At 57.1% G+C, this 13,998-nt stretch carries 13 protein-coding genes; 9 read left to right on the top strand and 4 right to left on the bottom strand.

The features are described from left to right. The first annotated feature begins 7 nt into the window (after positions 1-7). Together SPG90_RS00505 and SPG90_RS00510 are read left to right on the top strand one after the other, a co-directional pair. Complete coding sequence (locus SPG90_RS00505; RefSeq protein WP_322407825.1) at positions 8-2,623, top strand: DUF2339 domain-containing protein; 2,616 nt, start codon at positions 8-10, stop codon at positions 2,621-2,623. Further along, the gene (locus SPG90_RS00510) at positions 2,620-4,005 is read left to right on the top strand and encodes a DUF3999 domain-containing protein (RefSeq protein ID WP_213750929.1); all 1,386 of its coding nucleotides are present in this window, start codon (positions 2,620-2,622) and stop codon (positions 4,003-4,005) included. Before SPG90_RS00505 ends, SPG90_RS00510 begins: the two co-directional genes overlap by 4 nt. A 43-nt stretch (positions 4,006-4,048) precedes the next feature. Here the strand turns inward: SPG90_RS00510 and SPG90_RS00515 are convergent, their stop codons facing one another. Together SPG90_RS00515 and acpH are read right to left on the bottom strand one after the other, a co-directional pair. Continuing rightward, complete coding sequence (locus SPG90_RS00515; protein WP_014168840.1) at positions 4,049-4,651, bottom strand: peroxiredoxin; 603 nt, start codon at positions 4,649-4,651, stop codon at positions 4,049-4,051. Positions 4,652-4,778: 127 nt separating this feature from the next. Further along, the gene (gene acpH, locus SPG90_RS00520; RefSeq protein ID WP_023310549.1) at positions 4,779-5,360 is read right to left on the bottom strand and encodes an ACP phosphodiesterase; all 582 of its coding nucleotides are present in this window, start codon (positions 5,358-5,360) and stop codon (positions 4,779-4,781) included. Between the two features lie 91 nt (positions 5,361-5,451). Between acpH and queA the strand changes: the two genes are divergently transcribed. The 7 genes from queA to SPG90_RS00555 all read left to right on the top strand — a co-directional run bounded on the left by queA (position 5,452) and on the right by SPG90_RS00555 (position 12,119). After that, entirely contained in the window at positions 5,452-6,522 is a 1,071-nt protein-coding gene (gene queA / locus SPG90_RS00525; protein ID WP_047173805.1) for a tRNA preQ1(34) S-adenosylmethionine ribosyltransferase-isomerase QueA, read from the top strand. A 53-nt stretch (positions 6,523-6,575) separates the two neighbouring features. Further along, the gene (gene tgt / locus SPG90_RS00530; RefSeq protein WP_003859110.1) at positions 6,576-7,703 is read left to right on the top strand and encodes a tRNA guanosine(34) transglycosylase Tgt; all 1,128 of its coding nucleotides are present in this window, start codon (positions 6,576-6,578) and stop codon (positions 7,701-7,703) included. A gap of 22 nt (positions 7,704-7,725) precedes the next feature. After that, positions 7,726-8,058: a preprotein translocase subunit YajC gene (yajC, locus tag SPG90_RS00535; protein ID WP_003859109.1), complete on the top strand. Its 333-nt coding sequence runs from the start codon at positions 7,726-7,728 to the stop codon at positions 8,056-8,058. A 27-nt stretch (positions 8,059-8,085) separates the two neighbouring features. Then, complete coding sequence (gene secD, locus SPG90_RS00540; RefSeq protein WP_071957349.1) at positions 8,086-9,933, top strand: protein translocase subunit SecD; 1,848 nt, start codon at positions 8,086-8,088, stop codon at positions 9,931-9,933. Between the two features lie 10 nt (positions 9,934-9,943). Then, positions 9,944-10,915 (top strand): protein translocase subunit SecF, encoded by a 972-nt coding sequence (gene secF, locus SPG90_RS00545; protein ID WP_008503342.1) that lies wholly within the window; start codon positions 9,944-9,946, stop codon positions 10,913-10,915. Positions 10,916-11,058: 143 nt separating this feature from the next. Beyond that, positions 11,059-11,424 carry a VOC family protein gene (locus SPG90_RS00550; protein ID WP_047173806.1) on the top strand — a complete coding sequence of 122 codons (366 nt, stop codon included), beginning with the start codon at positions 11,059-11,061 and terminating at the stop codon, positions 11,422-11,424. Positions 11,425-11,438: 14 nt separating this feature from the next. Further along, complete coding sequence (locus SPG90_RS00555; protein ID WP_045400660.1) at positions 11,439-12,119, top strand: helix-turn-helix transcriptional regulator; 681 nt, start codon at positions 11,439-11,441, stop codon at positions 12,117-12,119. A gap of 120 nt (positions 12,120-12,239) precedes the next feature. Here SPG90_RS00555 and SPG90_RS00560 read toward each other — a convergent pair whose 3' ends face one another. Both SPG90_RS00560 and SPG90_RS00565 read right to left on the bottom strand, forming a co-directional pair. Beyond that, on the bottom strand, positions 12,240-13,124 hold the full coding sequence (locus tag SPG90_RS00560) for a nucleoside-specific channel-forming protein Tsx (RefSeq protein WP_025756198.1): 885 nt from the start codon (positions 13,122-13,124) through the stop codon (positions 12,240-12,242). Between the two features lie 268 nt (positions 13,125-13,392). Next, on the bottom strand, positions 13,393-13,932 hold the full coding sequence (locus SPG90_RS00565; protein WP_023310555.1) for a DUF3251 domain-containing protein: 540 nt from the start codon (positions 13,930-13,932) through the stop codon (positions 13,393-13,395). Positions 13,933-13,998 lie beyond the last annotated feature (66 nt).

A 13,998-nucleotide genomic window follows, 5' to 3' on the forward strand; every position in this document is an offset into this window, starting at 1 on the left:
TGGAAACATGGACGAGCTTTACATCCTTGGCTGTTTGTTCCTGGTATTTGCGCTGGTGGTGGCACCCGTGCTTGCGGTTATCGGCTTTAACCGAAGTACGGCGGCTCGACAGGAGATCGCCCGGCTACGCCAGCGCATTGAGGCGCTTGAGCAGCGCGGCGCGAATGAGATAGCGCCAGAGCCGGTGCAGTCTGCCACTCCGGCGGTCGTGACCGCGCCGGTGGTTGAAGATGCTCCCGCGCCTGTCGACCCCTGGCGTTCCGATACTCCCGCTGCCGTGGCAGAACCCGCTCCGGCCCCGACGCCTGCGGCAAAACAGCCTTCTGCCTTTGGCGGTATACTGACGTCGCTGGTGCGCTGGTTTATGCAGGGTAATCCGCTGGCGAAGCTTGGGATCCTGCTGCTCTTCCTCGGTCTTTCATTCCTGCTGCGCTATACCGTGGAACATTCCCTGTTCCCGCTTGAGCTGCGCCTCGTGGCAACGGCGCTGTTTGCCATCGTTCTGCTGGCGGTCGGGTGGCGGCTGCGGCACAGGCAGCGCGTCTATGCGCTGATCCTCCAGGGCGGGGCGACCGGCGTGCTCTACCTGACGGTGTTTGGTGCCTTTCGGCTCTGGCAAATGCTGCCGATGACGCTGGCCTTTGCGCTGCTGGTGGTGATTTGCGCGGCGAGCGTCGGGCTGGCGGTGCTGCAGAAGGCGCTGAGCCTGGCCATGCTGGCGAGCCTCGGCGGGTATCTTGCGCCGCTGCTCTTATCTACCGGGGGCGGCAGCTTTGTGGCGCTGTTCTCTTTCTATCTCCTGCTTTCCATCGGCATTCTCGCTATCAGTATCTGGCAGCACTGGCGCGAGCTGAATCTGCTCGGGCTACTGTTTACGTTCGGCGTGGGCGGCCTGTGGGGGCTGAATGACTACCAGCCTGAAGACTATTGGGTCTGCCAGCTGTTCCTGATTGCCAATACGCTGATATTCGGCGTCCTGAGCGTGGCGCTGTCGCTGCGGGCGCAGGAGAAAGGGAAGCAAATTATTGACGGCGTGCTGCTGTTTGCTCCGCCGCTGATCGGTTTCGGGATGCAGTACGGCATGACCCGGCACTGGGAATATGGACCGGCCCTGAGCGCGCTGGGCTACGGCGCATTTTATCTTACCCTCGCGTTCCTTGCGCTGCGGCGCTATCCCTCTATCGGGCGACCTCTGGTCATGGCGGCGCTGGCAATCGGCGGCGGATTTGCCACGCTCGCCATTCCGCTGGCGCTGTCGGCGCGCTGGACGGCGATGGCCTGGGCGCTGGAAGGGCTGGGTATCCTATGGCTGGGCGTACAGCAGAACCAGCGTCGCATGAGCTATAGCGGGACGGCGCTGCTGGTGCTGGCGCTCGGCAGCGCGCTGTGGGCGCAAACGAACGGCGTTACGTCCCTGAGCCTGCTGCTGATCTTCACCATCCTCAGTCTTTGCTGGCTGGCTGCGGCCTGGCTGTGGCGGACTCTCTTTCTGCCGGTCAGCTGGGCGCTGCTGGCAGGCGGGCTGCTGTTCTGGCTCGTGGCGCTATTGGGTGCATCGCGGCTGGCACTGACGAAGGAATTACCGATTCTGGCGGGCGTGCTGGCGCTGACGGCGGCATCGGTCTGGGGCTGGCGGCAGGCGGCTGCTCGCCTGGCGTGGCGGGAGCTGGATGCCAGCAAATGGCTGCTGTGGCCGGTTATGCTGCTGATGGTGGGTTATCAGCTCTGGCACCAGCAGATCGTTGCCGCCGGCTGGTCAAATCTCGCCTGGTGCGTTGCGCTTCCTGCCGCGCTGATGCTGCTGCGGCGCGACGGTGAAAGACTCCTGCCGCGCATCGCGATGGGGCTGCATCTGTCGCTGTTCTGGATGATTTTGCTGGCGCTGGCCGCGGAGCTTTACTGGTTTGCCCGGTCGTTGCCGTGGGGCATGGCGGCATGGTGCAGCGGATTAGCGATGGCCGCAGGCGGCGGGGTGATTATGGCGCTTTCTGCAGCCGTACGGCGTCGCGTGTGGCCGTTCCGGGAGTGGCCTGCGCTCTACGCCTGCCTGGCGCCGATCCCTGCCGTCGTGGCGCTGCTGGTACTGCTGGTGGTGACCAATTTCCAGGACGGCGTGGTCTATCGTCAGACCTGGCTGCCGCTGGTAAACCCGCTTGAGGAAGGCGCGGCGTTCGCGCTGCTGGGGCTGGTCGTCTTTTATCGGGCGGTAGAACGCTACTATCCGGCATGGCTTGCGCAAGCGCGTCCGTGGCCCGCCGTCGCGATTATGGCGTTTGGCTTCTGGTGGCTAAACGGTGCGTTGATGCGCGCCCTGGCCTGGTACGGCGACGTGGCCTGGAATATGGCATCGCTGTGGGATTCGCGGCTTATCCAGACCAGTTTTGCCCTGTTCTGGATGCTGAGCGCGCTGGTGGTCATGATCCATGCCACCCGTCGGGCTTCCCGGCAGGAGTGGCTCTGCGGTGCCGCACTGCTGGGCGTGGTGATGGTTAAACTGATGCTGGTGGACAGCGCGGGCGGAGGCGGTTTGTCGCGCGCGGTGGCGTTTATCGGCGTGGCGATACTGGTTCTGATCGTGGGGTATTTCTCACCGCTACCGCCCAAAACAGGAGATGAAAAATGAAATGGATGAAAGCGGTAGCCTGTACCGCGCTGCTGGCGCTTTCCGGCCCGGCGTTCTGCGACGAGGGACAAACGGAATCGCCCCGGGACTATGCCTTTGGTCTTTCACTGGATACGTCGGTTCCCTCCCAGTGGTATCGGGTGCTGCTGCCGCTCGCCGTCTATGAGCAAAGTACGTCGCCGGATCTGCATGATGTCCGCGTCTTTAACCAGTCGGGCGAGCCGGTTCCCTTCAGCCTGGTCAGCGCGACGCGTCCGCAGACGCCAGCGCAATCCACTTCGCTGCGCCTCTTCCCGCTGGACGCCTCGCCGCTTGCGGCTTCGCAAGGATCCGGTGACAGCGATAAGATCCTGCTTCGTTCGGGAAACGGCGTTGAAATTGTGCTGGAGGGGCAAAAAGCCGCCGCAGCCGGGCAACATTATCTGCTGACCCTGCCGGAAAAGGCGACGGGCGAGATCGCCATATCCCAGCTGCAGCTGCTCTGGAATACTCCGCAGACGCCGTGGCAGGGAACGGCGTCGGTCTATTACAGCGAGGATCTTAAGCGCTGGTATACCCTGCGCGAGGATATGCCCTTGCTGGACGTCGTCAGCGGCCAGGATCGTCTTAAGCTCGATCGGATCGATACCGATGCGGTTTTATCTCCCGATGCGAATCGCTATCTCATGGTGGTGCTGAACGCGCAGAGCCAGGGGATAACCCTGACCGGCGTAAACGCAATCAGCGCACCTGCCCAGGCGGCCCCGGAAGCGGTCGACCTTGAGGGCGAAGGGGAACAGCTATCGACAAGCGAAGCGCAGTGGCACTGGGCGCGACCGCAGCCGCTGAGTGCTGTCAGCATTTCACTGAACGGCGATGGCGTCCTTCCCGTGGAGATAGCGTGGCGGAGTACGGAGAAAGACGCATGGCACCCCCTGAAGAAAGAGGTCCTTTACCGTCTTGAGGGAAAAACGTCGCCACCGGTTTCGCTTCACGGGGGGCTGGTGCAGGCCGTGAAAATCACGACGCTGAATGCGCGTCTGCCGGAATACCTGCCGAGCGTCACGGGACATCGCGACCGCTATGACCTGGTGTTCAACACGCAGGGGAAAGCGCCGTACGTGCTCGCCTGGGGCAACGGCGCCGCGAAGCCTGCCAGCCTGGAGCCCGATATGCTGATCCCGGCCGACCTGCGCAAGACCTATGATATGGCGAACCTGCCGCAGGCCGATATTCAGGATAATGTCGCATTAGGCGGCGAGGGGCGTCTGACCGCTACCTCCGCGGCCGAGCGGGAGAGCAGGATGAACACGCTGCTGGTATGGGGCGTGCTGATTGCGGGGGTGATTCTGCTGGCGGGCATGGCCTGGCGCATCTGGCGAGAGACGCAGCGTAAGGCATAAAAAAAGGCCCGCATAAGCGGGCCTTTTTCGTAAACCGTGCCGATTACAGGCTGGATACGTTCTCAGACAGGTATTTAGCAACGCCGTCTGGAGACGCGTTCATGCCTTCTTTACCTTTCTCCCACTGAGCCGGGCACACTTCACCGTGCTCTTCGTGGAACTGCAGCGCGTCAACCATGCGCAGCATTTCGTCGATGTTACGACCCAGCGGCAGATCGTTCACAACCTGGTGACGAACGATGCCGTTAGCGTCGATCAGGAAGGAACCACGCAGCGCAACGCCAGCGTCCGGATGTTCGATACCGTAAGCCTGCTGGATTTCGCGTTTGATGTCCGCAACCATTGCGTATTTCACCGCACCGATGCCGCCTTTGTCGACAGGGGTGTTACGCCATGCGTTGTGTACAAATTCAGAGTCGAAGGAGACGCCAACAACTTCCACGCCACGCTTCTGGAATTCTTCATAACGTTTGTCGAAGGCAATCAGCTCAGACGGGCAAACGAAAGTGAAGTCCATTGGCCAGAAGAACAGAACGGTCGCTTTACCGTTGGTGTGCTGTTTGAAGTTGAAGTTTTCAACGATTTCACCGTTGCCCAGAACTGCTGCAGCTGTAAAATCCGGAGCCGGACGAGTTACCAGAACCATATGATTCTCCTGTAGATACTAAGGTTATTTGGAACGCAACGCGAGCCAGTATAGAGAGTGTTCATGGATAAGACAAAGAGGTGGTGACAATCGTTCCGCCAGCTTTTACCTATCAATACGAATTCTGTCAGAGCTGTTTGTTTTTCGCCTGCGCCATCATGCGCGGGTAAAACTGCCAGAAACGCGCTTCCAGCGCATCGTAATGTTCATCCAGGTCATACCAGGAGTCCCGCAGCGCATCCAGTCGCGGTCGGCGGCTCGCCATCCCGTTCAGCACATTCTGGATGAAATCCATCTCGCGATAGCGCTCCAGCCAGCGTTCCGACCATAAATAGTTATTCAGATTCACAAAGCGCGGCGGCGAGTCGGGCAGAATGATCGACACCTGCTGGTGGGCATAGCGCACAAACGCCGGCAAGGGCATCTCCGGCGACAGCTGTTCCCAGTGGCGCGACAGAAAGTGGTCCCACATCACGTCGAGCGTGATCGGCGCAACGCGGCGCGTTTCAGGGCGAAACCACGCTTTGGCTTCCGTCACTTCCGGCAGCTTATCTGTCAGCACGTCGATGCGGCGGTGCATAAAAATCCCGTCGACAACCTCAGGGGAATAGTCCTCAGCGGGGTTGCCGCGTACGAAATCGGCCAGCAAATTGCCGGAAAGGGAGCTGTCAGCGAGGTGTGCGAGATGCAGGTGAGCGAGAAAATTCATGCGTTTTTTTGTCCGGGGGCGGCTAGTTGTTGCAGCAAAAGGGTGTGAGCACTAGACTATGCCGCCTGTTTTTAAGTCACGAGTATACGTCATGCGCGTCGCCGATTTCTCCTTTGAACTACCTGAATCCCTGATTGCTCACTATCCCATGCCTGAGCGCAGCAGCTGTCGCTTACTGTCACTGGATGGGCCAACGGGCGAGCTGACGCACGGTACTTTCACCGATTTGCTCGACAAGCTCAACCCTGGCGATCTGCTGGTCTTTAACAATACCCGCGTGATCCCGGCGCGCCTGTTCGGCCGTAAAGCCAGCGGCGGCAAGATTGAAGTGCTGGTCGAACGTATGCTCGATGATAAACGTATTCTGGCACATATTCGCGCATCTAAGGCGCCAAAGCCGGGCGCGGAGCTGCTGCTGGGCGATGATGAGAGCATCAAAGCGACCATGACCGCGCGCCACGACGCGCTGTTCGAGGTGGAGTTCAATGACGAACGCACGGTGCTCGATATCCTGAACGCCATCGGCCACATGCCGCTGCCGCCGTATATTGAGCGTCCGGACGAAGAGGCCGACCGCGAGCTGTACCAGACCGTCTACAGCCAGAAGCCAGGCGCCGTCGCTGCGCCGACCGCGGGCCTGCATTTTGATGAGCCGCTGCTGGAGAAACTGCGCGCGAAGGGCGTGGAGATGGCGTTCGTGACGCTGCACGTCGGGGCGGGAACCTTCCAGCCGGTGCGCGTGGACAGCATTGAAGATCACATCATGCACTCTGAGTATGCTGAAGTGCCTCAGGATGTGGTGGACGCGGTCCTGGCGGCGAAAGCGCGCGGCAGCCGCGTCGTGGCGGTCGGTACAACGTCCGTGCGCTCACTCGAGAGCGCCGCGCAGGCCGCAAAGAGCGATCTTATCGAGCCGTTCTTTGGCGATACGCAGATCTTTATCTACCCGGGCTATCAGTACAAAGTGATTGACGCGCTGGTGACCAACTTCCATCTGCCTGAATCGACGCTGATTATGCTGGTTTCCGCGTTTGCCGGTTATCAGCATACGATGGCGGCCTACAAGTCTGCGGTAGAACAAAAATATCGCTTTTTTAGCTACGGGGACGCGATGTTTATCACGTACAATCCGCTGGCTTTGAATGAGCGTGTCGGGGAATAAGTCCGCGGCACCGTTTTACAACGTTGGACTGTTTTTCTGACGTCGGAGAAAAAATGAAATTTGAACTCGATACCACCGATGGCCGCGCGCGTCGCGGTCGCCTGGTGTTTGATCGCGGCGTGGTGGAAACCCCCGCGTTTATGCCTGTGGGCACCTACGGCACCGTAAAAGGGATGACGCCGGAAGAAGTTGAAGCCACGGGCGCACAGATTATCCTCGGCAACACCTTCCACCTGTGGCTGCGTCCGGGTCAGGAGATCATGAAGCTCCACGGCGACCTGCACGATTTCATGCAGTGGAAAGGCCCAATCCTGACCGACTCCGGCGGCTTCCAGGTCTTCAGCCTGGGCGATATCCGCAAGATCACCGAGCAGGGCGTACACTTCCGTAACCCGATCAACGGCGATCCGATTTTCCTCGATCCCGAAAAATCGATGGAGATTCAGTACGATCTCGGCTCTGACATCGTGATGATCTTCGACGAATGTACGCCGTATCCTGCTGACTGGGACTACGCAAAACGCTCCATGGAGATGTCTCTGCGCTGGGCGAAGCGTAGCCGTGATCGTTTTGACTCCCTGCAGAACAAAAATGCGCTGTTCGGCATTATCCAGGGCAGCGTTTACGAAGATTTACGCGATATCTCTGTTAAAGGTCTGGTAGAGATAGGTTTTGATGGCTACGCTGTCGGCGGTTTGGCTGTGGGTGAGCCGAAGGAAGACATGCACCGCATTCTGGAGCATGTCTGCCCGCAAATCCCGGCGGATAAGCCACGATACCTGATGGGCGTGGGTAAACCAGAAGATCTGGTTGAAGGCGTACGCCGCGGCATTGATATGTTCGACTGCGTCATGCCAACCCGCAACGCGCGTAACGGCCATTTGTTCGTTACCGATGGCGTGGTGAAAATCCGTAACGCGAAGCATAAGAGTGACACCAGCCCGCTCGATTCCGAGTGCGATTGCTATACCTGTCGCAATTATTCTCGCGCGTATCTGCATCATCTCGATCGTTGCAACGAGATTTTGGGCGCGCGTCTCAATACCATTCATAATCTTCGTTATTATCAGCGCTTAATGGCTGGTTTACGTAAGGCTATCGAAGAGGGTAAATTAGAGAGCTTCGTGACCGATTTCTACCAACGTCAGGGGCGGGATGTTCCACCGTTGAACGTTGATTAATTTTAATAATGAGGGAATTTGAATGAGCTTTTTTATTTCTGATGCGGTAGCGGCAACAGGTGCTCCAGCGCAGGGCAGCCCGATGTCTCTGATTCTGATGCTGGTTGTGTTCGGTCTGATCTTCTACTTCATGATCCTGCGTCCACAGCAGAAGCGCACCAAAGAGCACAAAAACCTGATGAACTCCATTGCGAAAGGCGATGAAGTACTGACTAACGGTGGTCTGGTGGGTCGCGTAACCAAAGTGGCTGAAAATGGCTACATTGCTATCGCCCTGAACGACACCACTGAAGTGGTCATCAAACGTGACTTCGTAGCTGCCGTTCTGCCGAAAGGCACCATGAAGGCGCTGTAATCCCAACTTTTCCCAAAGGGAACTGCCGTGTTAAACCGTTATCCTTTGTGGAAGTACATCATGCTGGTCGTCGTGATTCTCGTCGGCCTGCTGTACGCGCTTCCCAACCTGTATGGTGAGGATCCGGCTGTTCAAATCACTGGCGCGCGCGGTGTCGCCGCCAGTGAGCAAACGCTGATCCAGGTCCAGAAAACGTTACAAGAAGAAAAAATTACCGCTAAGTCTGTGGCTCTGGAAGAGGGTGCAATTCTTGCTCGCTTCGACACCACCGACACGCAGCTCCGCGCTCGCGAAGCGCTGATGGGCGTGCTGGGTGACAAATACGTCGTGGCGCTTAACCTTGCCCCTGCAACCCCGCGTTGGCTGGCTGCGATGAAAGCAGAGCCAATGAAACTAGGCCTTGACCTGCGTGGCGGCGTTCACTTCCTGATGGAAGTGGATATGGATACCGCGCTTGGCAAGCTGCAGGAACAGAATATCGACAGCCTGCGCAGCGATCTGCGTGATAAAGGCATCGCTTACACCACCGTGCGTAAAGAAGATAACTACGGCATGAGCATCACGTTCCGCGACAGCGCGGCGCGCGATCAGGCTGTAGATTATCTGACTCAACGTCACCGTGACCTGGTGATCTCCTCGCAGGGCAGCAACCAGCTGCGTGCGGTGATGACCGATGCGCGCCTGAAAGAAGCGCGTGAATATGCCGTTCAGCAGAACATCAACATTCTGCGTAACCGTGTAAACCAGCTGGGTGTGGCCGAGCCGCTGGTACAGCGTCAGGGTGCTGACCGTATCGTGGTTGAACTGCCGGGTATTCAGGACACCGCGCGTGCGAAAGAGATTCTGGGTGCGACAGCAACCCTGGAATTCCGTCTGGTGAATACCAATGTTGACCAGTCTGCTGCCGCTTCTGGCCGTATTCCGGGTGACTCCGAAGTGAAACAGACCCGCGAAGGTCAGCCAGTTGTGCTGTACAAACGCGTGATTCTGACCGGTGATCATATCACCGACTCCACGTCGAGCCAGGACGAATACAACCAGCCGCAGGTTAACATCTCGCTCGATAGCGCGGGTGGTAACATCATGTCTAACTTCACCAAGGACAACATCGGTAAACCGATGGCAACCCTGTTCGTGGAGTACAAAGACAGCGGTAAGAAAGATGCAAACGGTCGTGCTGTGCTGGTGAAAGAGGAAGAGGTGATTAACATCGCCAATATCCAGTCTCGTCTGGGTAACAGCTTCCGTATTACCGGCATCAACAACCCGAACGAAGCGCGTCAGCTCTCCCTGCTGCTGCGTGCCGGTGCGCTGATTGCGCCAATTCAGATTGTTGAAGAACGTACCATTGGTCCAACTCTGGGTATGCAAAACATCCAGCAGGGCCTGGAAGCGTGTCTGGCCGGTCTGGTGGTCTCTATTCTGTTCATGATCTTCTTCTATAAGAAGTTTGGTCTGATTGCGACCTCTGCGCTGATTGCGAACCTGGTGCTGATTATCGGCATCATGTCCCTGCTGCCGGGGGCGACGCTGACCATGCCGGGTATTGCGGGTATCGTTCTGACCCTTGCGGTGGCGGTCGACGCCAACGTACTGATTAACGAACGTATCAAAGAAGAGTTGAGCAACGGTCGTTCTGTTCAGCAGGCGATTGACGAAGGTTATAAAGGCGCGTTCAGCTCTATCTTCGATGCGAACGTAACAACACTGATCAAGGTTCTTATCCTGTATGCAGTGGGTACCGGCGCTATCAAAGGCTTTGCGATTACAACCGGTATCGGTGTCGCAACGTCAATGTTTACCGCTATTGTCGGCACCCGTGCCATCGTGAACCTGCTGTACGGCGGCAAGCGCGTCAAAAAGCTGTCTATCTGAGGAGTGCGTTGTGGCACAGGAATATACTGTTGAACAATTGAACCACGGCCGTAAAGTCTGGGACTTTATGCGCTGGGACTACTGGGCCTTCGGCATTTCAGGTTTCCTGCTGATTCTGTCCATCGTCATTATGGGCGTGAAAGGCTTTAACTGGGGACTCGATTTTACCGGTGGTACGGTAATTGAAATCTCCCTGGAAAAACCGGTCGATATGGACCAGATGCGCGAATCGCTGCAGAAAGCGGGCTTTGAAGAGCCGCTGCTGCAGAACTTCGGCAGCAGCCGCGACATCATGGTACGTATGCCTCCGGTGCACGATGCCAACGGCAGCCAGGAGCTGGGCAGTAAGGTTGTTAGCGTGATTAACGAAACAACCAGCCAGAACGCGGCGGTTAAGCGTATTGAGTTCGTCGGCCCAAGCGTAGGTGCTGACCTGGCGCAGACCGGCGCGATGGCGCTGCTGGTGGCGCTGATCTCCATTTTGGTGTACGTCGGTTTCCGCTTTGAGTGGCGACTGGCGGCCGGTGTGGTTATCGCTCTGGCGCACGACGTGGTGATCACCATGGGCATACTGTCGCTGTTCCACATTGAGATTGACCTGACGATTGTGGCATCCCTGATGTCCGTTATCGGTTACTCACTGAACGACAGTATCGTGGTATCTGACCGTATCCGTGAAAACTTCCGTAAGATCCGTCGCGGTACGCCGTACGAGATCTTTAACGTGTCGTTGACCCAGACGCTGCACCGTACCCTGATCACATCCGGTACCACCCTGATGGTGATCCTGATGCTGTTCCTCTTCGGTGGTCCGGTACTGGAAGGCTTCTCGCTGACCATGTTGATTGGTGTCACCATCGGTACGGCGTCATCTATCTACGTCGCATCCGCTCTGGCACTGAAACTCGGCATGAAGCGCGAGCACCTGCTCCAGCAGAAAGTCGAGAAAGAAGGGGCGGATCAGCCGTCCATTCTGCCGTAAGGCGACGTTTTGCGCGTTATCGAAATCCCGGTCGGTTGACCGGGATTTTTTTTTATCTGCTCCTGACAAACACTCCTGACAGTATGCTGTCAGGAGCCCTGTCGTAGACTCCTTATGAACCCAAACAACAGGCAGGAGAATGTATGAAAAGCGTCATTAACTGGTTTGAAATTCCGGTCTCGAATATGGATCGCGCTATCAAATTTTATGAGCCCGTGATGCAGCTTGCGCTGCGCCGCGAGAAAATGGACTGTGCGGAGCTGGCCGTTTTCCCGCATGAGGATCCGGGTACAGGCGGGGCACTGGCAAAATTTGACGGCGTTACACCGTCTTTGCAGGGCGCTATTATTTACCTGCATACTGACAATCTGGCGGCCACGCTCGATCGCATCGCCTCTGCGGGCGGCGAGTGCGTGTTTGGCCCGCTGGAACTGCCGCATGGCATTGGCACTATCGCCTTGTTTACCGACAGCGAGGGCAACCGCGTCGGGCTCCATCAACCTGCCTGAGAGCGGAATAAGATATGACCCGACGCGCTGACCGTTTGTTTCAGATTGTGCAGATCCTGCGGGGCAGGCGTCTGACAACGGCAGCGCATCTCGCGGACCGGCTTGGCGTGTCCGAGCGCACGGTCTACCGCGATATCCGCGACCTGTCGCTTTCCGGCGTGCCGGTGGAAGGTGAGGCGGGGAGCGGATATCGGCTGATGTCGGGATTTGACCTGCCGCCGCTGATGCTGACAAATAAGGAGTCAGAGGCGCTGATCGTCGCGATTCGCCTGCTCAAAACCTGGGGAGGGGAATCGCTGTCGCGCGAGCTGGAGTCGGCTCAGGAGAAGGTGCTGGCTATCCTGCCCGAGGAGAGTCGTCGAAAGGCGGAGCAGACGCGGATCTACGCCCCGGATTTTTGCATGCAAAGCCACTCCCGTAGCGATTTTGACATGATTCATAAGGCAATTTCCGCTCAGCGTGTGCTGGCGTTGCATTACCGCGACGAAGTTGGGCAACTCTCACAGCGTGAGGTTCAGCCGTTAGGATTGTTCTTCTGGGGGGAGCGTTGGCTGCTGGCGGCGTGGTGCGAACGGCGCGATGACTATCGCTGTTTCCGGCTCGACCGATGTCTCAATATTGTGCAGACGGAGAGGCGGTTTAGCGAGAGTGCGGACAGGTCTCTGGCAGATTTTTTGCGGAAGGTTAAGCAGTAAAAAGCCTGGCGGCGAGGTAAAAGCAAAACGGCAACGTATGTTGCCGTTCTTAGTATTTGTTCCCTCTCCCTGTGGGAGAGGGTCAGGGTGAGGGCAGCAGCCCGCACAGTCCCGCACAGGTTAGAAGTTATAACCCACAACCAGGTAACCACCCCAGCCGGTAGAGCGAACGCTGAAGTCGCCGTTGCCGAAGTTCAGGCTCGCGTCGTCGTTCCACTGACCACCGTTGTGCCAGTAACGCGCAACAACAGAGTAGTGCCAGTGATCGTAGTTCAGCGCCAGGATGTGGCTGGAGGCGATGGAGTCGTTGGTGCGCGCTTTCTTACCGTTCAGGTCGCGGAAGTCGTTGTCGCCCAGATCTGAACCCCAGTCAAAGTTGGTGAAGCCGATATAGCTCAGGTTACCGCCCCACAGCTGGGTAATTGGCACAAAGTATTTCACTTTGAAACGGTAGCCATCCCACTCGTTTTCGTTCGCGGCGCCGTAGTTCTGCCACTGGTACTTAGCATACACGTTCAGAGACAGGCTCATTGGCAGGCCGGTATCGATGTCCGTACCCAGACCCATGTACCAGGTGCTCTGGCGACCAGACTTATTGCGGCCCATGTCGTAGATGTAGTTGTTCGCGAAGTACCACTCTTTGAACGGACCAAACGCCAGGCTGGTACCGGTCAGTTTATCAATAGAGAAGCGTGGTTCAATTTCCATGAACAGTGGGGAACCGTGGTTCCAGATACCTTTCGCGTCGGTGTTACCGCCGAAGAATACCGGTGCATCCATATAGCCGTAGAAATCAAACCAGTCTTTCTTGGCGAACGCTTCGTACTCCAGGTAGGTATCGTTGCGGATCTGTGGTCCGAAACGGGTGTGGTAGCTGCCCACGACGTTAACGCTCTGGTGCCACCAGTCGGAGAGATATTGTGGTTTATCGTTTTCCGCTGCGTTAACAGTGAAAGAGGAGGAAAGTGCCAGCACGGCGCCGGCTGCAAGTAATGTTTTTTTCATAATCATGCCACTGATTGAAATTCCCTTCCGGGAGTGAAAAATGCGCGAATTGCGTTTCTAAATATTTCGTGTTTCTGCGGTGCCTATTATAGGAATCCCTGCTCACAAAAATATGTGTTGTTTCACATATCTCTCACACGCGTAATCGATTGCGTTCACGTTTGCGTACTTTAAACGGGCGGGATTGTAGCGGCAATCATTTATGTTGCCAATCCATACGAAATGTAAATGTTAGCGGAGTGACATTGCACTCCGTTGAAGGAGGGGGTTACTGCGCGGCGGGCTGGATATCGTGGATGCGGATAAAACCTAACTGATCTGGCGTGAGTCCACTCAGCTGAAGCGGGATATCAACATCGCTGGGCGCCAGTATACTCGCGGGAGCAGTGAACAACTGGTTCTTCACATTCACTTCCTGATAGCTCTCGGTTGTGCCCTGGATCTGGCCCCACTCGACGGTGCCACTGAAGGCCGGAAGCGGATCGTTGGATTCTCCCTGGATGCGTAATGTTGCGCGAGTACCATCTGCATTCGCCGCAACGTTCACCAGTGACATTTTAAGCGTGCCAATCTGGCTGTTGAGCCGCGCAGGCGTATTGGCACCAGGCAGCAGATACACCCCGCTGCTGGATTTTGCGTTCAGCGCGTTTTGTTGGGTGATCTTCACCGTTTCTTTATTCAGTTTGTCCATCGCCGTATTGAGCGTGTTGACGCTTTGTTTCATCTGGCGAACTTCGGTTTGCTGTGCACAGGCGCTAAGGGTGAAGAGGCTCCCCACCAGCAAAATCTTCAGGTAACGTCTTGTCATTGCGTTTATTTCCTTGAAATAACGGATCGCCTTAATGGTAGCCAGCCTCAACGTGTCAGACATAGA

Origin of the sequence: Enterobacter sp. D2 (genome assembly GCF_034427575.1) — a bacterium.
GTDB classification, from domain to species: Bacteria; Pseudomonadota; Gammaproteobacteria; order Enterobacterales; family Enterobacteriaceae; genus Enterobacter; species Enterobacter cloacae_M.

Coding starts and splice junctions, on each gene's coding strand:
- queA (WP_047173805.1), top strand. CDS start 5,452: ATGCGCGTCGCCGATTTCTCCTTTGAACTACCTGAATCCCTGATTGCT.
- SPG90_RS00515 (WP_014168840.1), bottom strand. CDS start 4,651: ATGGTTCTGGTAACTCGTCCGGCTCCGGATTTTACAGCTGCAGCAGTT.
- acpH (WP_023310549.1), bottom strand. CDS start 5,360: ATGAATTTTCTCGCTCACCTGCATCTCGCACACCTCGCTGACAGCTCC.
- SPG90_RS00565 (WP_023310555.1), bottom strand. CDS start 13,932: ATGACAAGACGTTACCTGAAGATTTTGCTGGTGGGGAGCCTCTTCACC.
- SPG90_RS00555 (WP_045400660.1), top strand. CDS start 11,439: ATGACCCGACGCGCTGACCGTTTGTTTCAGATTGTGCAGATCCTGCGG.
- SPG90_RS00510 (WP_213750929.1), top strand. CDS start 2,620: ATGAAATGGATGAAAGCGGTAGCCTGTACCGCGCTGCTGGCGCTTTCC.
- tgt (WP_003859110.1), top strand. CDS start 6,576: ATGAAATTTGAACTCGATACCACCGATGGCCGCGCGCGTCGCGGTCGC.
- SPG90_RS00550 (WP_047173806.1), top strand. CDS start 11,059: ATGAAAAGCGTCATTAACTGGTTTGAAATTCCGGTCTCGAATATGGAT.
- yajC (WP_003859109.1), top strand. CDS start 7,726: ATGAGCTTTTTTATTTCTGATGCGGTAGCGGCAACAGGTGCTCCAGCG.
- SPG90_RS00560 (WP_025756198.1), bottom strand. CDS start 13,124: ATGAAAAAAACATTACTTGCAGCCGGCGCCGTGCTGGCACTTTCCTCC.
- SPG90_RS00505 (WP_322407825.1), top strand. CDS start 8: ATGGACGAGCTTTACATCCTTGGCTGTTTGTTCCTGGTATTTGCGCTG.